At 39.5% G+C, this 24,712-nt stretch carries 19 protein-coding genes and 1 pseudogene; 9 read left to right on the top strand and 11 right to left on the bottom strand.

Annotated elements, in window-relative coordinates; genetic code table 11:
- From M0R21_02185 to leuS, 3 genes are all read right to left on the bottom strand, one after another.
- The coding region (locus tag M0R21_02185; protein ID MCK9616622.1) for an MG2 domain-containing protein at nucleotides 1-2,233 on the bottom strand (2,233 nt) is incomplete at its 3' end.
- 4 nt (nucleotides 2,234-2,237) lie between these two features.
- Nucleotides 2,238-3,038, bottom strand: a complete 801-nt coding sequence (locus tag M0R21_02180) for a DUF3108 domain-containing protein (GenBank protein MCK9616621.1) — start codon at nucleotides 3,036-3,038, stop codon at nucleotides 2,238-2,240.
- Between the two features lie 282 nt (nucleotides 3,039-3,320).
- Nucleotides 3,321-6,512 carry a leucine--tRNA ligase gene (leuS, locus tag M0R21_02175; GenBank protein ID MCK9616620.1) on the bottom strand — a complete coding sequence of 1,064 codons (3,192 nt, stop codon included), beginning with the start codon at nucleotides 6,510-6,512 and terminating at the stop codon, nucleotides 3,321-3,323.
- Nucleotides 6,513-6,574: 62 nt separating this feature from the next.
- Between leuS and M0R21_02170 the strand changes: the two genes are divergently transcribed.
- Nucleotides 6,575-6,841 (top strand): hypothetical protein, encoded by a 267-nt coding sequence (locus tag M0R21_02170; protein ID MCK9616619.1) that lies wholly within the window; start codon nucleotides 6,575-6,577, stop codon nucleotides 6,839-6,841.
- 110 nt (nucleotides 6,842-6,951) lie between these two features.
- On the opposite strand, the gene M0R21_02165 is transcribed toward M0R21_02170, so the two are convergent.
- Entirely contained in the window at nucleotides 6,952-7,317 is a 366-nt protein-coding gene (locus M0R21_02165) for a YraN family protein (GenBank protein MCK9616618.1), read from the bottom strand.
- Between the two features lie 114 nt (nucleotides 7,318-7,431).
- On the opposite strand from M0R21_02165, the gene M0R21_02160 reads away from it, so the two are divergent.
- The 4 genes and pseudogenes from M0R21_02160 to pheS all read left to right on the top strand — a co-directional run bounded on the left by M0R21_02160 (nucleotide 7,432) and on the right by pheS (nucleotide 10,044).
- Nucleotides 7,432-8,253 (top strand): peptidylprolyl isomerase, encoded by an 822-nt coding sequence (locus M0R21_02160; GenBank protein MCK9616617.1) that lies wholly within the window; start codon nucleotides 7,432-7,434, stop codon nucleotides 8,251-8,253.
- A gap of 212 nt (nucleotides 8,254-8,465) precedes the next feature.
- A pseudogene (locus M0R21_02155) lies at nucleotides 8,466-8,567 on the top strand (peptidylprolyl isomerase).
- The gene (locus M0R21_02150) at nucleotides 8,568-9,008 is read left to right on the top strand and encodes a peptidylprolyl isomerase (GenBank protein ID MCK9616616.1); all 441 of its coding nucleotides are present in this window, start codon (nucleotides 8,568-8,570) and stop codon (nucleotides 9,006-9,008) included.
- 7 nt (nucleotides 9,009-9,015) lie between these two features.
- Nucleotides 9,016-10,044: a phenylalanine--tRNA ligase subunit alpha gene (gene pheS, locus M0R21_02145; GenBank protein MCK9616615.1), complete on the top strand. Its 1,029-nt coding sequence runs from the start codon at nucleotides 9,016-9,018 to the stop codon at nucleotides 10,042-10,044.
- Nucleotides 10,045-10,264: 220 nt separating this feature from the next.
- Here pheS and M0R21_02140 read toward each other — a convergent pair whose 3' ends face one another.
- The 6 genes from M0R21_02140 to miaB all read right to left on the bottom strand — a co-directional run bounded on the left by M0R21_02140 (nucleotide 10,265) and on the right by miaB (nucleotide 18,178).
- Entirely contained in the window at nucleotides 10,265-11,539 is a 1,275-nt protein-coding gene (locus M0R21_02140; protein MCK9616614.1) for a GTP-binding protein, read from the bottom strand.
- 92 nt (nucleotides 11,540-11,631) lie between these two features.
- Nucleotides 11,632-12,540, bottom strand: a complete 909-nt coding sequence (gene cysD / locus M0R21_02135; GenBank protein MCK9616613.1) for a sulfate adenylyltransferase subunit CysD — start codon at nucleotides 12,538-12,540, stop codon at nucleotides 11,632-11,634.
- Complete coding sequence (gene cysC, locus M0R21_02130; protein MCK9616612.1) at nucleotides 12,533-13,132, bottom strand: adenylyl-sulfate kinase; 600 nt, start codon at nucleotides 13,130-13,132, stop codon at nucleotides 12,533-12,535. The genes cysD and cysC overlap by 8 nt, the downstream gene beginning before the upstream one ends.
- A gap of 101 nt (nucleotides 13,133-13,233) precedes the next feature.
- Complete coding sequence (locus tag M0R21_02125; protein MCK9616611.1) at nucleotides 13,234-15,732, bottom strand: polysaccharide biosynthesis tyrosine autokinase; 2,499 nt, start codon at nucleotides 15,730-15,732, stop codon at nucleotides 13,234-13,236.
- Between the two features lie 24 nt (nucleotides 15,733-15,756).
- A complete protein-coding gene (locus M0R21_02120) occupies nucleotides 15,757-16,566 on the bottom strand; it encodes a polysaccharide biosynthesis/export family protein (protein ID MCK9616610.1) in 810 nt (269 codons plus the stop codon).
- A gap of 337 nt (nucleotides 16,567-16,903) precedes the next feature.
- Nucleotides 16,904-18,178, bottom strand: a complete 1,275-nt coding sequence (gene miaB / locus M0R21_02115) for a tRNA (N6-isopentenyl adenosine(37)-C2)-methylthiotransferase MiaB (protein ID MCK9616609.1) — start codon at nucleotides 18,176-18,178, stop codon at nucleotides 16,904-16,906.
- 221 nt (nucleotides 18,179-18,399) lie between these two features.
- Here miaB and topA point away from each other — a divergent pair, with 221 nt between their 5' ends.
- Nucleotides 18,400-20,751 carry a type I DNA topoisomerase gene (topA, locus tag M0R21_02110; protein ID MCK9616608.1) on the top strand — a complete coding sequence of 784 codons (2,352 nt, stop codon included), beginning with the start codon at nucleotides 18,400-18,402 and terminating at the stop codon, nucleotides 20,749-20,751.
- 2 nt (nucleotides 20,752-20,753) lie between these two features.
- Nucleotides 20,754-21,938 carry a formimidoylglutamase gene (locus tag M0R21_02105; protein MCK9616607.1) on the top strand — a complete coding sequence of 395 codons (1,185 nt, stop codon included), beginning with the start codon at nucleotides 20,754-20,756 and terminating at the stop codon, nucleotides 21,936-21,938.
- Nucleotides 21,939-21,950: 12 nt separating this feature from the next.
- Here M0R21_02105 and ruvC read toward each other — a convergent pair whose 3' ends face one another.
- Complete coding sequence (gene ruvC / locus M0R21_02100) at nucleotides 21,951-22,508, bottom strand: crossover junction endodeoxyribonuclease RuvC (GenBank protein MCK9616606.1); 558 nt, start codon at nucleotides 22,506-22,508, stop codon at nucleotides 21,951-21,953.
- 23 nt (nucleotides 22,509-22,531) lie between these two features.
- On the opposite strand from ruvC, the gene M0R21_02095 reads away from it, so the two are divergent.
- Entirely contained in the window at nucleotides 22,532-23,554 is a 1,023-nt protein-coding gene (locus tag M0R21_02095; protein ID MCK9616605.1) for a lysylphosphatidylglycerol synthase domain-containing protein, read from the top strand.
- A 10-nt stretch (nucleotides 23,555-23,564) separates the two neighbouring features.
- Nucleotides 23,565-24,704 (top strand): glycosyltransferase, encoded by a 1,140-nt coding sequence (locus M0R21_02090; protein MCK9616604.1) that lies wholly within the window; start codon nucleotides 23,565-23,567, stop codon nucleotides 24,702-24,704.
- The last annotated feature ends 8 nt before the right edge of the window (nucleotides 24,705-24,712 follow it).

Genomic DNA, 24,712 nt, shown 5'->3' with positions numbered 1-24,712 from the left:
GAATCCATCTGCACCACCAGCCGAAGTACGGAAAATGGGTGCGGCGAATCACACGGTAGCTCACCTGCGCATTGTCAATTGCATTTCCGGCATAGGCGGTAGCTTTCCCTTTCACACTTACCGTTTCGCCCAATTTGTAGCTGCCTTTCACCGGTTCAAAAGTTACCTCAAACTTCGGACGTTTGTATTCTTCCACCGAAAATTCAGTGCTTCCGTTCTCGTTGCTGATTCGCATGTTTCCCGTAAGCCCGGACGACGGTGCGGTGAAACTTCCCTGGAAAGAACCATATTCGTTGCTGGTAAAATCATGGGCGGAAACCTTTTGTCCGTTGGCATCATAAAAGGTTACGCTGGTTTTCTGCCCGGTTTTGATGGCATTGCTAATGCCATCGGTTTCAATGATGATTCCCTTGAAATAAACCGTTTGTCCCGGACGGTAGATGGCGCGGTCGGTAAAAAAGAAAGTTTGCAGGCGCTTATTACGTTCCTGCTTGTATTGAGAAAGATAGAAAGAGTTTTGGGGATTGAATCTGTCGTTTCCTGAAATAAATTCCAAAGAAATATTATTCTGACTCGGCATTTTATCAGGAGCGGTAATTTCTGCAAAGCCGTTTTTATCGGTAGTATAGGTTCCCAACGCTTGTTTTTTCCAACTGCTGGTCTGGTAATTATATTCGCGGTAACTGGCATTGATTTGAACATTTTCCAGCGCACGGCCTTCTTCGCGGTGCAAAACATACACGTTCAGGCTCTTTTTATTTGTATTCTGACTTATATAACTGATGTTGGTAATCCATAACGTATTGAAAATAATAGTGTTTTTCTCTATAGAAAAACCATTGTCTTTTGAAACGATGACGGCATATTTTCCGGCTTTCAGGGATGGGAATTTAATTTCTGCAGCATGATACTGAAAGTCGCCGTCATCGGGAAGTTTTACACTGAATTGGTTTTCCACCGTCATTTTCAGGTATTTTTTCAGCTCATCTTTAGGTTCCATCACTTTTTCATCTTCCCGGCCATCAAGGCGAACGATGCGGATAAAGGCTTCCCCGGTATTTTTATACGTCAGCAAACCTAAAAAAGGTTTTTCCGGGACATTGGCTTCTCCGGTAACAAGTTCCAGGCTGGCATCTAAAATATTTGTTTTTAAAATTTTACATTTCTTTGCCCCATCCGTTTCCGGAAATTTCTGAATGGCTTCGTCGCAATATTTCAAAGCTTCCTTCCTGTCCCATTTGTGCGATTCATCTTCAAGAGGCTGATATTTATTTCCATTTCCATTCCACTGGCTGGCAAGGGTAAAGTACACGTCTGCAGAAGCAGGATGAGAAGAAACCCTGTTTAAAAGATTTTTTAAACTTTCGAGGTAGAGACTGTCCTTGCCTTCCATGGTTCCATTTTGGTAAACAAAATCAAGACGTTTGAGGTCGGCATCCACCAAAGCCGTAGGATCGGCGTCGTTCAGGTGGAAACAAAGAATTTCCTGCAAAATCTGCAACGCATGGAATTTCAGCGAAAGCGTATCCTTAGTGGTGATATTCAGTTTTATGAAATCGCTGACGGGTTTAAAAAAATCGGTATTTGCGAGTTCAAATTTGTAAGCCGGCTGGGTAAGACCGGTTTCGTCGTTCATGAAACAATCGACGGCCCGGTGAGCAAGGAAATCGTAAAGTGTTGGGCGGTATTTCTTGGAATCCTGTTGCTTTTCCATGATGGGATCGTACAGTTTGAGTGGAATTTTTTGCAATTCAGCCGGTTTCTGCAACGAAAGCTGGAATTCGGACGTTACGGCGAGGACAAACTTTTGCAAATCCCAGGTTTTTATATCTTCAGAATTAATATTCATAGTAACACTCCGGTTCAAAATCAGATAGCGGTTATCCTGGTAATAATTCCAATACACTTCCGCCAGCATGGAATGCAGAATATTGTTTACCGGAAAGGTGCTGGCAGCAATTTCCTGCTGAAGCATCTGAATATTTTTCTCCTGCGCATTTTCTTCAAAATCGGAAGAATATTTCAGCCTGGCAACAACGGATTTTACCAGTTGCGGAGCATTGTTTTCTGCCTTTGCATTTTTGTAAATGGAATTTGCAATTTCCAACGCCGATTTGGGAAGACCTGCATTATCGAGAGAATCAATCTTTTCCCATTGTTTTTCGTAATTAAATTTCTGAGAAAAAACAAAAATGGGCAAACAAATAAAAAGAATAATGAGCCTTGATTTCATGGTATTATTTAATTTTTGAAGTAAAAGGATTTGAAAGTCCTGAAAAATTTATCAGTTCCATTTTAACATTTCCGACCACCACTGCCGATTGCCCAAGTATGGGAATACGGTTTTTATCATCGGAAATCCAAAGGGTCATGGGATAGGGATTGCTGAAGACTTCGCCGGTAGCAACCATAGGTTTGAGTTTAAGACAACGAAATTTACCGAGTGAAGTTTTAACGATTTCTTTTCCCACATATTGAATAGCCGACACATAAGTAGTATCGTCGAGGAAAAAGGGTATTTTAATATAATCTCCGGGAGATAAATTTGAAATATCGAGAGTACGGGCAAAGTAATAAGCAGAAAGGATATCCTGAACATTGACAGGGACGGGGGTAATGTTTTTGCGGCTTCTGGCAGTATTGTTCAAATGTCGGAAGTAAACATCGTCATCTATGGTATAACCGCCTTCGCGAGTTCGCCGTACGAAATAATAAGGAGCAAAAGATTCTTCGTCGAAATATGTTTCGAAGCGGTCGTTTACTTTGAAAAACCAGTCGAAAAATTTGGCAGATTTTCCAACACCCACAACGTGATAGGTATTGCGGTTGTAGAATGGTTTCTGGGTTTGGGTAACTTCGAGAGTTGCAGAACCGGCAGTTACTTTACCAGTGATAAACGAATCGTAATAAACGCGGAAGGTAAATTTTTCACCTCGTTTGAAGGCATCATTTTTTACAGTGCGATAAGTTTGGGGAAAAACAATGAGAGGTGATAAAAACAGTAAAATCCAAAGCCCGGTGAACAGAATATTTCTCATTTGTCAAATTTACATAAAAAAGAAATCAAAAAGCGTTCCAAAGTAAAATCAATTACGGGAATCAATTACGAATTAAAAATTACAAATTACGGGTTTAAAAACCTGACAGATTACGGTTTAACCGGAACTGGGAGAGTTTAAAAGCAAAGGAAATTAATTACGAATTACGAATTACGAATTACGAATTATCGGATAAATTCTAATGATTATCATCAGTAACAAACGGTAAAACATAATCAATTATTATCATAACTAATTGCACCAAACTCCCGGCAACAAGCGTTAAATCACAATGTTTATAATTTTTTTAGGAACCACAATCACCTTTTTGGGTGTTTTGCCTTCCAGCCATCGGGCGGCTTCGGGAGCCGAAAGAGCAGCTTTTTCCACTTCCTGCACAGGCATGTCTGCCGGAAGACTGAGCGAAAAACGCATTTTCCCATTGAAAGAAACCGGATAGTTAAAACTGTTTTCCACGATCAGCGCGGGGTTAAATTCCGGGAAGCGGGCATAAACCACGCTGGGCTGGTTGCCAAGCAACTGCCAGAGTTCCTCGGCGATATGCGGTGCATAAGGTGAAATCAGCACTACCAGATCCTGAAGGATGGCACGTTTGTTACATTTCAGGTCGGAAAGTTCGTTTACACAGATCATGAAGGTACTCACACCGGTATTGAATGAAAGCCGTTCGATGTCGTCCTGGATTTTCTGAATGGTTTTGTGAAGCACCTTCAATTCGGCGGTGGTAGGCTGTTCATTGCTTACGCAGAAGTTGTTGTCTGCATCATGAAAAAGTCTCCAGAACTTGCGGATGAAGCGGAAAACGCCTTCAATTCCCTTGGTATCCCATGGTTTTGATTGCTCCACCGGACCGAGAAACATTTCGTACATCCGGAGCGTATCCGCACCGTATTTCTCGATTAAATCATCCGGATTCTGAACGTTGTGTTTCGATTTCGACATCTTTTCCACTTCCCAGCCACAGATGTATTTTCCATTTTCGAGAATAAATTCGGCATCGGCAAACTGTGGCTGCCATTTTTTAAAAGCTTCAATATCGAGGACGTCATTATCTACGATGTTGATATCCACATGTAAAGGCTGTACTTCGTAATCTTTTTTAAGATTGAAGGAAACGAACTGGTTGGTTCCGTTTACACGATAAACAAAACTGGAACGTCCCTGGATCATTCCCTGGTTGACTAATTTTTTAAACGGTTCTTCAGCAACAGAAAGTCCGAGGTCTTTCAGAAATTTATTCCAGAAACGGGCGTAAATAAGGTGCCCGGTAGCATGCTCGGCACCTCCAATGTATAAATCTACATTTTGCCAGTAATTTACGGCTTCTTTGGAAAAATATTCTTCGTTGTTGCGGGGATCCATGTAGCGGAGGTAGTAGCCACTACTTCCGGCAAAACCAGGCATAGTGTTGGTTTCTAAAGGATAACCATTGTATGTCCAGTTTTTGGCGCGGGCAAGCGGAGGTTCGCCGCTTTCGGTAGGCAGATAGGCATCCACTTCGGGAAGGCGAAGCGGAAGTTCACTTTCCGGAAGAGTGTAAGGCATTCCATACCTGTAATATATGGGAAATGGCTCACCCCAGTAACGCTGTCGGCTGAAAATAGCATCGCGGAGCCGGTAGTTTACCTGTCCGGTACCAATTTCCTTTTCTTCCGCTTTGCGGAGAATGGCATGGATGGCATCTTTCACCTTCATCCCGGTGATGAAACCGGAGTTGATGCAGATACCTTCTTTGGAATCATACGATTCGTCCCAGGTGGCAGGGTTGGTAGGCTCTTCGCCCGGCTTGCTGATAACCTGGATGATGGGCAAATTGAAATGGCGTGCAAAAGCAAAGTCGCGGCTGTCGTGAGCCGGCACAGCCATGATGGCGCCGGTTCCGTAACCCATCAGCACATAGTCGGCAATCCAGATGGGAATAGATTTTCCGGTAAAAGGATTAATGGCATAAGCGCCGGTAAATTCACCACTTACCTTTTTCACTTCCGACATGCGTTCGCGTTCGGAGCGGTTTTTTGCCAAGTTTACATACGCATCCACCTTTTCGCGGCATTCGGGTGTAGTAATTTTATCCACCAGTTCGTGTTCCGGAGCTAAAACCATAAAGGTAGCACCAAAAATGGTGTCAGGACGAGTAGTAAATATTTCAATCACCCCTCCTGAATCCTCCCCAAAGGGGAGGACTTTCTTCTTAGAAAGTTCGTACTTAATTTTTTGAACGACATCTTCTATGTTTCCGATTACTTCTTCGTTTTTAAAACGAATGACAGAAAAGCCATATTCGTTTAAAACTTTGGTTCTTTCTTCGTCTTCTTCTTTTGTTTGCTCATGAATTCCACCATCAACTTCAATTATTAATTTCTTTTCGATGCAAACGAAATCTGCAATGTAATTTACGATTGGATGTTGGCGGCGTATTTTATAACCTGTTTGTTTTGCTTTTAAATAATTCCAGAGGATGGCTTCTGCTTCCGTTGGATTTTTTCTCATTTCCTGAGCATTTACAACAGAAGTTGACCATGTTAAAGGATCTGTCGTGTAATACCGGGGACTTCCCCCTCCCTTGGAGGGGGTCAGGGGGAGGTGAAAATTAATGCTTCCACCTTCGGAACGACCAATCCAGTTTTTTTGTATTTCTTTGATGGAATCGGACCAGTCAATATCGTTTAAACCATTAAGCAAACGTTCGGCATAGGCAGTAATGCGAAGCGACCATTGTTTCATGGTTTTCCGGATCACCGGATGGCCGCCACGTACAGAAAAACCTTCGCTAACTTCGTCGTTGGCAAGCACAGTTCCCAGTTCGGGGCACCAGTTTACCATGGTATCGGCTAAATAAGCAAGGCGGTAGTTCATAAGCAGTTCCTGCTGTTGCTTTTCGGTTTTTGCTTTCCATTCTTCCGGAGTAAACTGTGGCGTTTCACTACAGGCAGCATGTACGCCGGCGTTGCCTTCTTTTTCAAAAACCTCTACCAACCGGCTGATGGGCTGTGCTTTCTGCAAATCTTTATCAAACCACGAATGGAAAAGCTGAATAAAAGTCCATTGTGTCCATTTGTAATAATCCGGGTCGCAGGTACGTACTTCGCGATCCCAATCGAAGGAGAACCCGATTTTATCCATCTGTTCGCGGTAGCGGGCAAGATTAACTTCGGTGGTGATAGCCGGATGCTGGCCTGTTTGGATGGCATATTGTTCTGCCGGCAATCCATAGGCATCGTAGCCCATGGGATGCAGCACATTAAAGCCTTTCAAGCGTTTGTAACGTGCATAAATATCGGAAGCAATGTATCCGAGCGGATGCCCGACGTGCAGCCCTGCTCCCGAAGGATAAGGAAACATATCGAGTACATAAAATTTGGGTTTATCAGAATCGGTTTTGGCATTAAAGGTTTTGCTGGCGAGCCAGTATTCCTGCCATTTTTTTTCTACTTCGTTAAAATTATAATCCACTTTGCAAAAGGAATTGGGGGTTAAAAAATTGGAATTAGTGGTTTATTGCCTTGTTTTCAGTAATGTTATCTAAAAACAGAAGGGCAAAAAACAGGATTGCAAATGTAATAGATTTTGGGAAACAGAGGTTAGCAGAATGGCTGGATATGTCAGGCGGTAGCAAGAGGTTATTTTATAAGCAGGGATTTTCCCTCTTTAAGGTGTTGTTTTTCCCAATTCGAAGAATGCATTTCGTTTTTGTAAAACCCGGATTTCAGCTTGCAGTGATTTTAATTGTTCCTGAACAAGATGCTCTAAATTTTGCTATTGGTTTAACAATGAAAAAATAAAGCAAATTCTGGTGCTAACAAACTTGCAACCACAACAAAAACAGTATCAACAATGTCTAACCCGGAAAGAAGTATGATTCGCAAAAAACGGGGCGCAAAAAAGTGAAGTTTTACTGTAAGGTAGGATAAAAAGCGTTGGGAATATGATTGATATTGTGCCCGGTGGAGGAAAAAATTACCGAAACGATGTCGAAACGTGCTTCCCATTCTATTTTTTTTATCTCGATAAAAGCCTGGGCTGCCCGTACCAGGAAGCGTTGTTTATCTCTGTTTACAGCATTTTCAGGCTCCCCGTATAGCGTGGAATGTCGTGTTTTTACTTCTACAAAAACAATAAAATCATTATCCTGCGCTACAATGTCAATTTCCATCTTCCCGAAATGCCAGTTGGTGGCAAGAATTTTATACCCCTTTGCTTTCAAGAATTCCACCGCAAGGTTTTCTCCTTCTTTTCCGGTTGTGTGAATTTCAGCCATGTTTTTTTGATGTAAATTTAATCATTCCTGGGTAAATATTACGAAAATTATCCACTTTTCTCTTTTTATAAATTTTGGTACTTTTGCAAGCCCTGTTAATTAAATTATTTACAAATGAAAAAATCGTTTCTCTTAATTGCAATCGTTTTGGTATTGGCTTCCTGTGCCAAAAAATATCCCAAAAACACCGTGATGATAAGCACTGAATATGGCGACATCATAGTACGGCTATACGACGAAACCCCCAAGCATCGCGATAATTTTATTAAACTTACCAAAGAAAAATTTTACGATGGTACTTTATTTCATCGTGTTATCAAGAAATTTATGATACAGGGCGGTGATCCGGATTCAAAAAATGCAAAGCCCGAAGCCATGTTGGGCAACGGAGGACCCGGCTACGACCTTCCTGCCGAAATCATTGATACTCTTATCCATAAAAAAGGCGTAATTGCTGCTGCCCGCGAAGGCGACAATGTAAATCCAGGGAAAAAATCTTCCGGTTCGCAATTTTATATTGTGCAGGGAAAAGTGTTTACACCAGAAGAACTGGAACAGATGGAACAGGAACTGAACATGCGCAGAAAACAAAATATTTTCGAAAAATTGTTACAACTGCCCGAAAATGTTTCCATTAAGGCAACATTCATTGAATTGCAACAAGAAAAGGACACCATAGCCTTTAAAAAATTACTGACCGATTTCACTCCCAAAGTTGAAGCTGAATATGCCAAAACCCCACCTCTGAAGTTTACCGAAAAACAACGTTTTTATTATACTACCCAGGGCGGAACCCCTTTTCTCGACGGAAATTATACCATATTCGGTGAAGTAATTGATGGATTGGATGTCCTTGATAAAATTGCTGCCGTACAAACCGGAATGAACGACCGTCCCACTAAAGACGTGAAAATGACCGTTAAAGTTCTTAATTAATTTTCTAATCCAAAAGCATAATCATATTCCGACAAATGAAAAAAATTGTTTTAGCTTTTTTTTGTATAATAATATTACTTCCTGTTATTGCTTTTTCACAAGACCCACAGGAGAAGCTTACCAAAATAAAAATTCACACTGACTATGGTGATATCGTTGCCGTATTGTACAATGCAACTCCCTTGCACCGCGACAATTTTATAAAAAATGCAAAGCAGGGCTGGTATAACGGTTCAATTTTTCACCGGGTGATAAAAGGATTTATGATACAGGGCGGACGTGGCGGAAATGGCAAGGAAGACCCAGGTTATACCGTGCCTGCCGAACTTTTTGACACCCTCTTTCATAAGCGGGGAGCCCTTTGCGCCGCCCGTACCCCCGACCAGGTAAATCCTCAACGAAGTTCCTCGGGTTCGCAGTTTTACATAGTGCAGGGGAATTTACGGTTTCCTGTAACAATGGACACAACCAATAGCAAGGCTAAACCGCATGTTAATACAACTAAATTATTTGGAAGAACATTTACCGATGCTGAACTCGACCGGTTCGAACAAATGCACGGGAAAAAATATACTGCTAAACAAAGAAATATTTACAAAACGCAAGGTGGTTCGCCCCACCTTGATTACGCCTATACCGTGTTTGGTGAGGTGGTACAGGGAATGGAAGTGGTGGACATCATTGCCGAACAACCCGTTGATAAAAATAACAAGCCCCTGAAAGAGGTGAAAATGGCGATAACAATACTTGAATAATTACCTGATGAAAGAAAAAATTCAAAACCTATTGGCAGAAATAGCGGATTTCAAACCCCAAACAGCCGAACAACTCGAGCAGTTCCGTATCAGGTACCTGGCAAAAAAAGGCTTGCTTTCTGCTTTATTCGATGAGTTTAAGATCGTGTCTTCAGAATTGCGCAAGGAAACAGGCATGCTGCTGAACCAACTTAAGATTAAGGCACAGGAGAAAATAGATGCTTATAAAGAAACATTTGAAGAAAAAAACACAGAAAAATCAGGCATTGACCTCACCCTTCCCGCCGAATTTTATGCACCCGGCTCAAGGCATCCTATTTCGTTGGTACGCAGTAAAATGATTGATATTTTCAGTCATATTGGGTTCGTAGTAAAAGAAGGACCGGATATTGAAGACGACTGGCATAATTTCTCTGCCCTCAACTTCCCGCCCGAACATCCCGCCCGCGACATGCAAGACACATTTTTCATCCGGAAAACAGATGATATACATGGCGATATTCTTTTGCGCACCCATACTTCCAACGTGCAAATCCGCGTGATGGAAAGTCAGAAACCGCCCATCAGGGCTATTTTCCCCGGAAGGGTATATCGCAACGAAGCTATCTCCGCCCGTTCGCACTGCCAGTTTCATCAGGTGGAGGGTTTGTATGTTGATAAAAATGTATCGTTTGCCGACCTGAAGCAAACCCTGTTGTATTTTGCAAAAGAGATGTTCAGCGCCGATACCCAAATTCGCCTGCGTCCTTCGTATTTTCCGTTTACCGAACCTTCTGCCGAAATGGATATTTCCTGTTTCTGTGGCGGCAAAGGCTGCAATATCTGTAAATATACCGGATGGGTAGAAATTCTCGGTTGCGGAATGGTGGATCCCAACGTGCTGGAAAATTGCGGAATTGATAGTAAGGAATATACAGGATATGCCTTTGGCATAGGCATTGAAAGAATGACGCTTCTGCTTTATAATATTAAAGATATCCGTTTGTATTTTGAAAATGATCTACGCTTCCTGCGACAGTTCCAGGCAGCAATATAACAGAATTTTATACGAAAAAAGAGACATATAATTATGTTCCTCTTTTTTTATCTCTTCTTTCTTCCTGGTTTGAAATTAAACCGTAACTCTCTTTCCTTTATCTTAGCGTCCTAATGGCAGACAGAAGCTTTACTAAAGATGTATCGGGAGTGTTTCTAGTCCTAAAATAACTTGACAGTTTGGCTTTTGAAAATTGGAGATTGTTTGTTGAATATTGTTGCTATATGATCATCCCTGCCCCTACGGTTTCATTGGTAGCTTCATCTATCATGATTAAGCTTCCGGTAATCCGGTTGCGGGTATATGCATCGTAAAACAGTGGATGGGTGGTGCGTAAGGCTACCCGTGCAATGTCGTTCATCTGCAGGGCACCATCGCTTTCCTGTTTTTCCAATGTGTTTACGTTTACTTTATAAATGATATCTTTCACGATGCAACGCACTTCGGCGGTAGTATGTTTCAGGGCATATTTGCCGTTCAGGTGCATAGGTTTTGGGTTCATCCAACACAGCATCGCTTCCAGGTACTGCCCGCTACGAGGAAGCTCGTTTTGTTTTACAATCATATTTCCCCGGCTTATGTCAATGTCGTCTTCCAACGTAAGGGCAACCGACATGGGCGAAAAGGCTTCCTGTAGCTGCTTGCCGCAAACATCAATAGATTTTATAACGGAGTTTAACCCGGAAGGCAGTATGGTAACTTTGTCGCCTTTGTGGAAAATGCCTCCAGCTATTCTTCCGGCATAGCCACGGTAATCGTGGAACTTATCAGACATGGGTCGGACAATGTATTGTACCGGGAAACGTGCTTCCGTTTCGTTCATGTGATTTTCTACCGGGATGCTTTCCAAAACCTGCAGTAAAGCTTTTCCTTTGTACCATGGCATCATGGAGGAGGCATCCACCACATTATCTCCTTTTAGTGCACTGATGGGTACAAAAATCCGGTTTTTCAAACTGAGTTTTTGGGCAAACTGCCGGTATTGCTGTTCTATTTTTTTAAAAACATCTTGCCGGTAATCTACCAGGTCCATTTTATTGATACAAATAATAATGTGAGGTATCTGCAGCAGGGAGGCTATGAAAGAATGGCGGTAGGTTTGTTCGGTAACGCCATTTCGGGCATCAATAAGGATAAGGGCGGCATGGGCAGTAGAAGCACCGGTAACCATGTTACGGGTGTATTGCGTATGTCCGGGGGTGTCGGCAATGATAAATTTCCGTTTCGGAGTAGCAAAATAGCGGTAAGCCACATCAATGGTGATGCCCTGCTCACGTTCTGCCCGCAAGCCGTCGGTGAGTAGTGCAAGGTTTATGTATTGATTTCCTTTTTGGATGCTTGCTTTCCGGACGGCTTCCAACTGATCTTCAAAAATGGATTTGCTGTCGTAAAGCAGGCGGCCTATCAGCGTACTTTTGCCATCGTCCACACTACCAGCGGTGGTAAACCGCAACAGTTCCATATCTAAATATCCCTTACTCGAAAAATTGGTCATTCTTTGTGCTTAATTTTGCATGTTACAATAAAATAGCTAAGAGTTTGGAGCTATGGGAATCAAAAATTTTTCACAACTCAAAGCTCACAGCTTTAAAAATATCCTTCCTTCTTTCGGTCTTCCATAGCGGCATCTGACCGCATATCGTCGAAACGTCCTCCACGTTCGGTAATGCGAGTAGCGGCTATTTCCTCAATAATTTCTTCAAGGGTATTGGCGGTAGAAGGAACAAGTCCCGTGCAGGTTATATCGCCTATGGTACGACAGCGAACTTGCATGGTTTCATATTTTTCATTTGGTTTCAACTTCATAAAAGGAGCCTTTGCCAGCCAGATGCCATCGCGGAAAAATACTTCGCGCTGGTGGGTGTAATACAGACTTGGCAAATCAATATTTTCTAAAAGAATGTATTGCCAAACGTCCATTTCGGTCCAGTTGCTGATAGGAAATACCCTGAAATGTTCGCCATAACGTTTTCTGCCATTGAAGATGTTCCAGAGTTCGGGTCGTTGGTTTTTGGGGTCCCATTGTCCAAATTCGTCGCGGTGCGAAAAAAAACGTTCTTTGGCGCGGGCTTTTTCCTCGTCGCGTCTGCCACCGCCTATGCAGGCATCTAATTTATATTTTTCAATAGAATCAAGCAAAGTGGTCGTTTGCAAAACATTGCGGCTTGCATTGTAGCCTGTTTCCTCCACACATCTGCCGTTGTCAATAGATTCCTGTACCGAGCCAATGAGCAGGGTTGCATCTAATTTTTTTGCCAGTTCGTCGCGGAAAGTCAGTGTTTCTTCAAAATTATGTCCGGTATCAATGTGCAGCAAGGAAAAAGGAATTTTTGCCGGATAGAAAGCCTTGTAAGCAAGATGGGTAAGAACGATGGAATCTTTACCTCCGGAAAAAAGCAAAGCCGGACGTTCAAACTGGGCAGCTACTTCCCGTATTACAAAAACGGATTCCGACTCTAATTCGCGTAAATGGTTAAGAGAATAACGATCAGACATTATCATATTTTATTTGGGGCAAAATATATTCAAGAATTTTCATTACAGATTGTTCAATGTTGAGCAAATCGGTGCGAATTTCAATATCAGCGTGCAGCGGTTCTTCAAAAACCGAGGAAACGCCGGTAAATTCTTTAATCATACCGGCACGTGCTTTCCTATACATACCTTTAACGTCGCGTTGCTCACAAACTTCCAGCGGAGAGTTTACATAAACCTCGATGAAATCTTCATCGCCAATAATTTCTTTTGCCATCGTTCGTAAGCTTTCTGTTGGGCTTACAAAACCATTGATAGTAATCACACCGCATTCCACAAAAAGCTTGGAAATCTCTGCAATACGGCGGATATTTTCCAGCCGGTCGGCTTCCGAAAAACCAAGATTATTATTAATTCCTGTACGAACGTTGTCTCCGTCAAGGATACGGATTAAAAACCCTTTGTCAAACAATTCTTTCTCTAACCTAACGGCAAGGGTGGTTTTTCCCGAGCAAGGTAAACCTGTAAGCCAAATTACTTTTCCCTTTTGTTGTAATAATGTTTCTTTTTGATTTCTGAATATGATTTTCTTGTCTTTAGCCGGATGATTCATTTATTATCGGTAGTTTTATATTTGGCAGACAAAATTAGTTAAAAACAAAACACCCCGGTAATTAGATTCCGGGGTGATATAAAAGGTTAAAAATATTCAGATTATGCTTTTTTAAACAATTTTTTCCAACCTGAGGTTTTTTCCTGGTCTTTGTCGTCAGAATAATAACCGTAGCCATAACCGTAGCCATAACCGTAACCATAACCGTAACCATAGCCGTAACCATAACCATAACCGTAACCGTAACCATAGCCATAGGAGCTACGGGTAAGTTTTACATCATTGATAAGTATATTTACATTTTCTAATTTACGCATCTCAATATCGCGGATAATGGATTCGAAAACTTTTTTGTTACTATAATTCTGTCGTACAACAAATATGTTAGCATCAGTATATTTCATCAGGAGGAATGCATCGGTTACCAAACCAACAGGAGGAGTATCAATGATAACGAAATCATAATGTTTTTTAATCTCAGCAAAAAGTTCATTTGCCTTTTCACTGGCAATTAACTCGGAAGGATTTGGAGGAACAGGTCCGGCCATCATGATGTCGAGGTTTTCGATAGGAGAAGCTTGAATAATATTTTCAAACTTACTCTTATTAATAAGGTAGGAACTGATACCTTCCGTATTAGTTAAACCAAAGTCCTGGTAAATTTTAGGTTTACGTAAGTCGAAACCCATAAGCAAGGTTTTACGTCCATACAAAGCAAAAATAGATGCAAGGTTCATAGAAGTAAAAGTTTTTCCTTCACTCACCATGGTAGAAGTTACCAAAATGATAACTTTTTCTTTGCCCTTAGTAATAAATTGCAAATTAGTACGTATAGAGCGAAACGATTCGGCTATGGAGGATTTGGGAGACTCCGCCACAACAATTTTACTCTCTTTGGTATTATGAATTATGTGCCCTAAAATGGGTATTTTAGTAATGTTTTCTATGTCTTTACGTTCGATAATTTTATCATTGAAATAATCCTTACCCAAAATATATAAAACAGGAAGAACGATGCCAAGCAGTAATGCAATGATATAATTCAGGGATTTTTTGGGAAATACGGGAGTTGTATTTTCACCGAGATTTTGTGCAGCATCAATCACTTCGTTGTCGGCAAGGTTTGAGGCTTTTGCAATGGCAGCTTCGGAGCGTTTCTGCATCAAATAGGTATAGATTTCATCGTTAAGTTTAAATTTACGTTCTATGCCAAACAATTCACGTTGGGTACGGGGAAGTTTATTAATTTGTGCTGAGAGAGAATTAATACGGGAATCAATATCTTTTATACTGATTTTTGAAGTGTTGACTATATTTTTAATATTTTCAAGAATATTTGCTTTTGTGTTATTTATCTTGTTATCAATAGATCTAACATAGGGGTTTTTTACGCTTGAATGAGCTAAAATTTCTGTTCTTTCATCATATAATTTGGTAATTTCAATAATCAACTGGCTCAATATCGGGTCTTCAATTCCCATGGAAGATGGCACAACAATATCATCTATGTTATTTTTATTTTTTGAGATGTATTCTTTAAGATTGTCGTAATATTTTGACTTAACTATCAATACTGCCTTTTGATCCTGCAAATTTTTCATGATTTCAAAAATCTGTTGTGTTTGAAAGTCAAAATTCATTACTTCATTCTTTGTACGGAAGTTTTGTAGGGTATTTTCGGTTGAAGTAAGGGAATCTGTCATGCCTTTTAATTGAGAATCAATAAAATAAATAGTATTAATGGCTATTTTATTTTTCTTTTCCAAACCTCGGTCTATATACACTTCTGTTAAGCTATTCAAAAAATCAACAGATTTTTCAATATTGCTACCCTTGAGTGTGATTTCAATGATGGAAGCTTCTTTATTAATAGGTTCAATTTCAAAAGATTTAAAAGTATTTATCACCGATTCAAGATCGTTGAACAAAAAGAACATTTTTTTTCCAATAAATTCACCCGAGGAAAAATGGTTGGTAAGATTAACTTTAAAATTACAAAAACCGAATTTTACAGGTTCTCCTACGATATATGTTTTATTGAGATTTATTTTTTCAATTTTTTTATTTTCAATGGGTTTGTAATTTTTAAAATCGTAAAGGGGAATGTTTTCGCCTTCGGCTACGAGCTTGTACTTGGTATTGGATAAAAAAGTAATATTAAATCGCAATCCTACTGCTTGGGGATATGCAGAATCGTATTCAACAGAAAAAGGGCTTTTGGTATACAATTCCTCGGTAATAAAATTATCTTCCGAGAAATAAGAAACACCAAACGGAAGTGATTTGACGGTACGGCTGGTAAGGGCATATGATTTTAATATACCTATTTCGTTTTCAAGATTTTTCTTTGATGTAAACAATCCGAAACCCTCAAATAATTGTCCAGGATCCATGGTGGAGTTTTTTTTATCGTCCTGTACCAACACAGTGGTGGAAACTTTGTACACCGGTTTGGTGTATTTGTTAAAAAGGAACGCTATAAGCAACGCTATGAAAATGGTAATGATAAAGAAATACCAATATTTATAAAACTTAAAAAATAACGCTTTGTAATCAACAGACTCTTGTTTTTGCTGAGAAAAATCTTTTATATTATCCACGGTAATTTTGTATTAATGTATTTACTATTTAAAATATTGTAAAATTAACAAAGTGGTTGTAAGGGTTGAAAGTACAACTGCATAGGGAAATGATTCAAATGTCCATGTTTTTGAATTCATCGGTTGTACATATACAATATCATTGGGTTTTAGATAATAGTATTCAGATTCTAAAACATTTTTTTTTGTAATATCAACATTAAATACTTTTGAGCCTTTTTCTGTTTCTCTAACCAAAATTATTTTATTTCTTTGGGCAAAAGTTTTCAAATCGCCGGCTAAGCCGATAGCTTCAAAAATATTGATGTAATCCTGATAAATAAGAAATTTACCCGGGCGCTGAACTTCGCCGAGAACGGTAATTTTAAAATTGGCAAGTTTTACTATTACATTGGTTTGCATTAGATATTCATCTACTTCTGACTGAATAGTACTTTTTACCTGTTCAATTGTTTGCCCACCTATTTTTATTTTACCGATAATAGGAAAATCAATGTAACCTGAATCGTTTACTACATAGCTGCTAAAATAAACGCTTGATTCGCTGCTCATGTAGTAACCTGAAGAATAAGTTGTGCTTGCCTCACCATTAAAAAAAGTATACGTTTTGGGGTCAAGGCTTGTAACCCTGACATAAAGGTTATCGCCTGCTTTAACCTTGTAACTCAATATTTTTTCCTGCACAAACTCTTGTCCAGAAGTGTTGATTTCTTTACTTTGTTCCTGCAGGTATCTAACCTTTTTTTGAGAGATGCAAGATGTAAATACAAGAGTGACAATGCACAAATAAAAAATTTGCTTTAAAAATTTTTCAGGAAATGATTTTCTCTTCATAAATTAGATTTCAGTAATATAAACATAAGTTTTTCTAAACTGCGGGACAAAGGTATTAAAAATGCACAAAACAACAGAATTGTAAGTTGCTTTCAAAACACTTTTGTCATTGTGTGCAAAAATATAAACATCTTTTTAAATAAAACACAAGAGTTTTCATTCGTAGCAAATTTGCACGTATTCGCTCGGGTTTTGCGAAAATTTGCTTTTTTTGGTACAGTAAATTCACGGCTAACGGCTAAATAATTTTCTGATAATACAACCTTAAGGAAACAATTTCTTATAAAGGCAAAAAATACTCCACAGGTTTGCAACACAATCACTTTTTAGAAAAAATTTACGTTAGTATTTCTCCTTTTAATGTAGCAGCAGTACAATCTGCTACAATAACATTGATGTAATTCCCTGGTTTTAAGGTTTCTGAAGGGAAAACAATAACTTTATTCTGGCTGTTTCGTCCGAAAAGGTGAGTAGCCGAACGTTTGGATGTTCCTTCTACCAAAACAGAAAAGTTTTTCCCAATGTCTTTTTTGTTGCTTTGGAGCGAAAGATGTCGTTGCATAGCTATAATTTCTTCGAGACGGCGGGCTTTTATTTCTTCAGATACGTCATCTTGCAGACTTCGTGCAGCAAGGGTATCCGGGCGTTCGGAGTATTTAAACATAAAAGCATAATCAAAAGCAACCCACTGCATTATAGAAAGTGTTTCCTTGTGGTCTTCTTCCGTTTCAGAACAAAAGCCACAGATAATATCGGTAGAAATGGTACAATCAGGCAAAATACGGCGAATAGCTTCTATACGATTCATGTATTCTTCGCGGGTGTATTTCCGGTTCATGTGTTTCAGTATCCTTGTACTTCCGGATTGTACGGGCAAATGAATGGATTTACAAATATTTTCGTACCTGGCAATAGTATATAACAATTCATCGGACAAGTTTTTAGGATGCGAAGTTGTGAACCGTATTCGTAATCGGGGATCTATTTGGGCAACATTTTCCAGCAATCCTGCAAAATAAAGGTTTTCCCAGTGATATGAGTTAACATTTTGACCCAGAAGGGTTATTTCACGATAGCCATTATCAAAGAGTTCCCGGGCTTCATTAATAATGGTATTGGGGTTTCTACTTCTTTCTTTCCCCCGAGTATAAGGAACTACACAATAAGAACAAAAATTCTGGCAACCCCGCATGATGGAAATAAATGCAGAAACCCCACCTGGATTTAGCTTTACGGGGCTGATGTCGGCATAGGTTTCTTCGGTAGAGAGCATCACATTCATAGCCTTCTGCCCGTTTTCTAATGTATTTAACAATTGAGGTAAATCACGATAGGCATCAGGTCCGGCAATAACATCCACTATTTGTTCTTGTTCGAGCAGTTGGCTTTTGAGCCTTTCAGCCATACATCCTAATACACCGATAACGAGTGATGGATTTTTCTTTTTCAGTAATTGGAATTCCTTGAGACGCTTTCTAATGCGCTGTTCGGCATTTTCACGTATTGAACAGGTATTAACAAAAATAACATCAGCATTATTAGGCTGACCTACAATAGTAAATCCGTCGGTAGCCATTATAGAGCCCACAATTTCGCTGTCAGAAAAATTCATCTGGCAACCATAGGTTTCAATATACAGTTTTCTATTGGTTTTCAATGGTATTATAAGATTAAAACCGGAAAAAATTACCACTTATAGGCTTCCGGAAAGGGTTGGCAAAATTAATAAAAATTAAAGAAGTTGGTTTAAATTGCAGTTAACAATCAAATAGTTTTGAAAAACAGTTTTTAATTGTTTTACCTTTGCGCCCGATTTAAACAATTCAAAAAAGTATGATTAAAAATCTTGTAATCGTTGAATCACCGGCAAAAGCCAAAACCATTGAAGGTTTTTTAGGCAAGGAATTTCTTGTAAAATCAAGTTACGGACATATTCGCGATCTTTATAAAAATCAATTAAGCATAGATGTTGAAAATGGTTTTCTGCCCAGGTACGAAATCCCGGAAGAAAAGCTCAAAATGGTGAATGAGCTCAAAAAAATTGCAACTAATTCTGAAACGGTATGGCTTGCTTCCGATGAAGACCGGGAAGGAGAAGCCATTGCCTGGCATCTTACCGAAGCGCTTTCGCTGGAAAAATCGAAAATCAAACGCATTGTTTTTCATGAAATTACAAAAACAGCAATTGCAAATGCCATTGAAAATCCAAGAAATATAAATTACGATCTGGTAAATGCACAACAAGCCCGTCGTGTTCTCGACCGACTGGTTGGTTACGAATTATCACCCTTATTATGGAAAAAAGTAAAACCGGCGCTTTCAGCAGGAAGGGTACAATCGGTAGCCGTACGCCTGATAGCGGAAAAAGAAACTGAAATCAGGGAGTTTGTATCTGTTGATTCCTACCGTATAACTGCAATTTTTGAAGGTGTACATTCTGAAAAGTTATTTCAACTGAATGCCGAACTGAATAAACGATTTTTACAAAATGAAGAAGCAGTTGCTTTTCTTGAATCGTGTAAAGAAGCCGGATTCGTTATTGCAGAAATCGAAACCAAACCTTCGAAAAAATCCCCGGCTCCGCCTTTTACCACCTCAACTCTACAGCAGGAAGCCAGCCGTAAGTTGGGCTTTTCGGTTGCCCAAACCATGCGGGTTGCCCAACAATTATACGAATCGGGAAAAATTACCTATATGAGAACCGATTCAGTACACCTTTCAAACCTTGCTCTCGATTCAGCCAAAAAAGAAATCGGCAGGTTGTTTGGGGAAAATTATGTTAAAACCAGGCAATACGAAACCAAATCGAAGGGGGCACAGGAGGCACACGAAGCCATCAGACCTACTTATCTCGAAAAAAGCGAAATAGAAGGCGATTTGCTCCAAAAACGGCTTTACGACCTGATATGGAAACGCACCATCGCCTCACAAATGAGCGATGCCCAAATTCAGAAAACCAATGTTACCATTGACATCTCTACAAGAAAAGAAAAATTTATCGCAAAGGGCGAAGTTATCTTGTTTGATGGGTTTTTAAAGGTATATACGGAATCAAACGACGAAGATACTGCTGAAAACCAAAAAAACACCCTTCCTCCGGTTGCAAAAGGCGAACAACTGACGTTGCAACAGATGATAGCAGAACAAAAATTTTCACAACAACCTTTCCGTTATACCGAAGCCAGTCTTGTGAAAAAACTGGAAGAACTGGGTATTGGTCGTCCTTCAACCTATGCGCCTACCATTTCTACCATCCAGAAGAGAGAATATGTCGTAAAAGAAGATCGCGTTGGTTTTGAAAGAGAATACAAATACATTGTACTAAAAAATAAAAAAATTACAAGTAAGACCAAAAGTGAAAAAGTTGGGTACGAAAAAACAAAACTTTTCCCTACCGACATAGGTAACCTTGTAAATGCCTTTCTTTTACAATATTTTGAAAATATTATTGATTACAATTTTACGGCAAATGTCGAACTGGAATTCGATGAAATAGCTTCCGGAAATAAAAATTGGAATGAAATGCTCTATGATTTTTACCATTCGTTTCATCAACAAGTGGAAAAAACATTGAAGGTTTCGGAGAAGGTAAAAGGACAAAAATTACTGGGAACTGATGCCGCCAGCGGGAAGAACGTATATGCTAAATTAGGACGTTACGGCGCAATAATCCAGATTGGTGAAACCGAAGATGAAGAAAAACCCCGTTTTGCCGGACTTAAAAAAGGGCAAAGCATAGAAACCATCACCCTAACAGAAGCTCTCGATCTTTTTCAATTCCCCAAAAGTATAGGAAAGTATGAAGATTCGGAACTTCTTGTTGCAATAGGTAGATTTGGTCCTTATGTAAAGCATAAATCAGCATTTTATTCTCTGAAAAAAACTGACGACCCTTCCACCATAACCGTGGAACGCGCAATAGAGCTTATTGAAGAAAAAAGAAAAGCAGATTCGGAAAAAATAATAAAAATTTTTGCTGAAAATCCTGATATTAAAATTCAAAAAGGAAGATGGGGCGCTTATATTTCGTTCGGAAAAAATAACTTTAAGATACCCAAAGGCACTGATCCTGAAACATTAACCCTTGATGATTGTCTGCAGATTACTGGAACACAACAGAAAACCGAATCCAAGAAAAATAAAAAATCCCTAAAGCCAGCAACAAAAACAAAGATAAAAAAATAATTATGAATCCTATGGATATTTCGGTATATTTTGAACCTGTTGATACTTCTTTGGTAGAAATACAAGAAAAAACCAACCAAAAACAGTTCGGAAATCTGATACAGATACATACGGAAATAGCATCGTTTCCCAATATTGAAAATATTGATATTGCAATAATTGGGGTTAAAGAAGACCGTGCAAACGTGAACAATAGCGGTTGTGCCGATGCTCCCGATTTTGTGCGCCGGTTTTTATATTCCCTTTACCCTGGCTGGGAGCATTGCCGGATTGCCGATCTGGGAAATATTAAACATGGATATGCATTGGATGATACCTATTTTGCAGTAAGTGCCGTAATGGCAGAATTGATGAAAAACAAAATAATTCCAATAATAATAGGAGGAAGCCATGACATTACTTACGCATGTTATAATGCATATACAATATTGAATCAAATCATTAATATTGTCTCCATTGATTCTGGTTTTGATTTGGCAGAAACAGAAGGAGAAATAGATTCACATTCCTATTTGAGTAAAATTATTTTACAACAGCCAAACTATTTATTTAATTATACCAATATCGGTTATCAGACCTACTTTGTGGAACAAGATGTGATAAAATTGATGAAAAATCTGTTTTTCGATACGTATCGCCTTGGAAAAGTAAGAGATAATATTGCAGAAACCGAACCTGTAGTCAGGGATGCAGATATACTGAGCATAGATATTTCTTCAGTACGGATGAGCGATGCCCCCGGTAACGGGAATACCTCCCCACATGGTTTTTATGGTGAAGAGCTTTGTCAAATAGTACGTTACGCTGGATTGAGCGATAAAATCAGTTCAATCGGTTTTTTCGAAATAAATCCTTTATTAGATAAAAACGGGCAAACTGCCCACTTAACAGCACATATGATTTGGTATTTTATCGAAGGATATTGTAGCCGGAAAAACGAGAATCCTGCTTTAGACAGCGACAAGTTTATAAAATATATTGTTACCCTTAACGATTATCCTGAAGGCATAATTTTTTACAAGAGTAAAAAAAGCGACCGATGGTGGATGGAGGTTAACTGCGTGGAAGACAACAGGAAAAAATACGAACGACATTATATTGTTGCTTGTTCCTATGCCGATTATCAGGCTGCCTGTAATAACGATATACCCAATCGCTGGTGGCAGGCATTTCAAAAACTCATGTAAAAAGTGCAATTTTCAGCCGGAGGTGCACTTTTCAGGATATTGAGCAAGAAAACTTTTCCATCCGCTGTATTTAACAGATTCATTTCCTGCATTCTGCTGAAAAGCATGACAAACTGCAGCTGCCAAGCCGTCGGTTGCATCGAGATATTTAGGCTGGGTTGTAAAAGTTAAAAGCTGGCAAAGCATAGCCGCCACCTGCTCTTTCGAAGCATTACCCTTACCGGTAATAGATTGTTTGATTTTACGGGGAGAATATTCATAGACAGGGATCGAGCGATACAACGCTGCAGCCATAGCTACTCCCTGTGCCCTACCGAGTTTTAACATACTTTGTACATTTTTCCCGAAGAAAGGAGCTTCCACGGCTAACTCATCAGGCAAATATGTATCAATAAGATGCAAAGTGGTTTCAAAAATTTTCTTGAGTTTGTCGAGGTGGGTTGTCGTTGCATCCAATTTTAAAACATCCAATGCAATCATTTGAAGTTTTTTCCCATTTATACGGATAATCCCATATCCCATAATGGTAGTCCCAGGGTCAATTCCCAAAATAATACGCTCTGCATTCATAAAATGTTTTTATTTTTGTAAAGATGCCTGTAAACAAGAAAACAAAATTACACAAAACCCTGAACATTGCACTGCGATTATTGATAATAGCTGTTGCATATGCTTTTATTTACTTTCGTATATTTCATAAAAGTGATATCAGAAACTTATGGAATACGTTTTCAGAGCATTTCCAGGACGAGGTTTTTTACAAAAGTTTATCCTTCCTCTTTTTACTCATGCTGGTAAACTGGGGTATTGAAGCCCTGAAATGGAAATTTCTTGTCAAAAAAATTGAAAAAGTTAGTTTTTTAAAATCATATAAAGCTGTTTTTACCGGCATAACCGTAAGTTCTTTTTTCCCAAACAGGATAGGAGAATACTTCGGACGGGTGTTTGTCTTCGAAACCGCCAACCGTTGGGAAGGGATATTGTGTACCATAGTTGGTAGTATGAGCCAATTACTGGTAACATTGCTTGCCGGGCTTATAGGGTTAACCGTGTTTGTTTTTAGTTTCCTTCATCCCGAAATGTATTTATTCGGATATGCTGGATACGGGTTTATTTTCATGATGATTCTATCATTTATATGCCTTTTATTTTTGTATTTTCATGTTTCATTATTAGCAAATATACGATTACGGTATCGCAGAGCCTGGATAAAAAAAGCCATGAAGCATCTACATGTTTTTGCTTCTTTTTCGACGAAAGAATTAAGTAAAATATTATTATATAGTGCAATACGTTATTTCATTTTCAGTATGCAATTTTATCTGCTGCTGCAGATGTTTGCAATTCCGGTTTCGTTTTGCTCCGCATTGTTACTTATTTCCGTTATTTATTTGATTATGGCATCCATTCCTACTATTGCCCTTACCGAATTGGGAGTAAGGGGGTCGGTAGCTTTGTTCATTTTTGATTTTTATTTTACCCAGGTTGGAACTGCTGCCACAGCATCCGACCCCGGGATTTTTGCAGCATCCACCCTACTTTGGCTTATTAATATTGCTTTACCAGCTTTGGTCGGAACATTTTTCGTTTACCAGCTCAAATTTATCCGTAAATAATTGCAGATTTATGGAAATTCCAACCTGGGTATTAATACTTTTTCTTTCAATAGGTTTTGCTTATTACCTGATAGTTCTGGTATTTACTTTGGGATGGTTTTTTATGATGTATTTTCAAAAACCTGAAAAAAATCCTTCTGTTACGGTAAGCATTATCATCCCGGCAAGAAACGAGGAAAACAACATCATGTTCTGTCTCCGGAGTCTTACAGTACAAAATTATCCGAAAGAACTTTTTGAGGTACTGGTAGTGGACGATCATTCCGAAGACAAAACTGCTGAATTGATAAATCAGTATGCCGACAAAATACATTCTTCAGGGATAAACCTCCGCCTGCTTAGCTCTAACAATGTTTCGGGGAAAAAAAATGCCATAGATTTTGCCATACGGCACAGTACCGGCAAATTCATCATTACCCTTGATGCCGATTGCGTTGCCCGACCTGACTGGATTGCAACTATTGCGTCTTACTACGAAGAATATCACCCGCAAATGATTGTATCGCCCGTTATTTTTAGTGAAAACACCTCCCTGCTTGGCAAATGGCAAGCATTGGAGTTTTACAGTTTAGTAGTATCGGGCGCCGGGGCGGTCAGTGCCGGTCATCCCATTCTTTGTAATGGAGCAAATCTCGCTTACGCCAAAGAAGCCTATCTTGCCGTTGGGGGCTTTACCCGAGGCGAAATGTTCGCCTCAGGCGACGATACATTCCTACTTTTTAGTATAGCTGCACGCTATGGCAAACATGCCATACGTTTTCTTAAAAGCTATGATGCCATCGTAAAAACAAATGCTATTGCTACCTTTAGCGGGTTTGTCCGGCAACGCCTGCGTTGGGTTTCGAAAACCAGAGGTTATACCGATGTATGGACAATACAGACTGCGCTGGTGGTTTTTCTTTTTAATACGATATTGCTTACTGGTTTGTGTTTGGGCATTTTTAACACCTCTTTTTTACGTTTAACTCTGATAATTTGGGGTGTAAAAATATTGATTGATTTTCCTTTACTTGCCGGTTACACTTCTTTTGCCCGACAACGCCGGCTGTTATGGGGATACCTGCCGCTTTCGCTGGTTTACCCCTTTTATATATGTTTCTTCGCTTTGGCAGGGCAGGTGTGGAAGCCCCGGTGGAAAGGACGCAAATAACATTTTTG

The organism is Lentimicrobiaceae bacterium (assembly GCA_023227965.1).
GTDB lineage: Bacteria > Bacteroidota > Bacteroidia > Bacteroidales > JALOCA01 > JALOCA01.
This window is presented reverse-complemented; position numbering and strand designations above follow the sequence as displayed.

Coding starts and splice junctions, on each gene's coding strand:
- cysD (MCK9616613.1), bottom strand. CDS start 12,540: ATGTCTGATCGTTATTCTCTTAACCATTTACGCGAATTAGAGTCGGAA.
- M0R21_02140 (MCK9616614.1), bottom strand. CDS start 11,539: ATGACCAATTTTTCGAGTAAGGGATATTTAGATATGGAACTGTTGCGG.
- cysC (MCK9616612.1), bottom strand. CDS start 13,132: ATGAATCATCCGGCTAAAGACAAGAAAATCATATTCAGAAATCAAAAA.
- M0R21_02170 (MCK9616619.1), top strand. CDS start 6,575: ATGTTATCTAAAAACAGAAGGGCAAAAAACAGGATTGCAAATGTAATA.
- M0R21_02120 (MCK9616610.1), bottom strand. CDS start 16,566: ATGAAGAGAAAATCATTTCCTGAAAAATTTTTAAAGCAAATTTTTTAT.
- M0R21_02160 (MCK9616617.1), top strand. CDS start 7,432: ATGAAAAAATCGTTTCTCTTAATTGCAATCGTTTTGGTATTGGCTTCC.
- ruvC (MCK9616606.1), bottom strand. CDS start 22,508: ATGAATGCAGAGCGTATTATTTTGGGAATTGACCCTGGGACTACCATT.
- miaB (MCK9616609.1), bottom strand. CDS start 18,178: ATGAATTTTTCTGACAGCGAAATTGTGGGCTCTATAATGGCTACCGAC.
- pheS (MCK9616615.1), top strand. CDS start 9,016: ATGAAAGAAAAAATTCAAAACCTATTGGCAGAAATAGCGGATTTCAAA.
- M0R21_02090 (MCK9616604.1), top strand. CDS start 23,565: ATGGAAATTCCAACCTGGGTATTAATACTTTTTCTTTCAATAGGTTTT.
- topA (MCK9616608.1), top strand. CDS start 18,400: ATGATTAAAAATCTTGTAATCGTTGAATCACCGGCAAAAGCCAAAACC.
- M0R21_02095 (MCK9616605.1), top strand. CDS start 22,532: ATGCCTGTAAACAAGAAAACAAAATTACACAAAACCCTGAACATTGCA.
- M0R21_02165 (MCK9616618.1), bottom strand. CDS start 7,317: ATGGCTGAAATTCACACAACCGGAAAAGAAGGAGAAAACCTTGCGGTG.
- M0R21_02105 (MCK9616607.1), top strand. CDS start 20,754: ATGAATCCTATGGATATTTCGGTATATTTTGAACCTGTTGATACTTCT.
- M0R21_02180 (MCK9616621.1), bottom strand. CDS start 3,038: ATGAGAAATATTCTGTTCACCGGGCTTTGGATTTTACTGTTTTTATCA.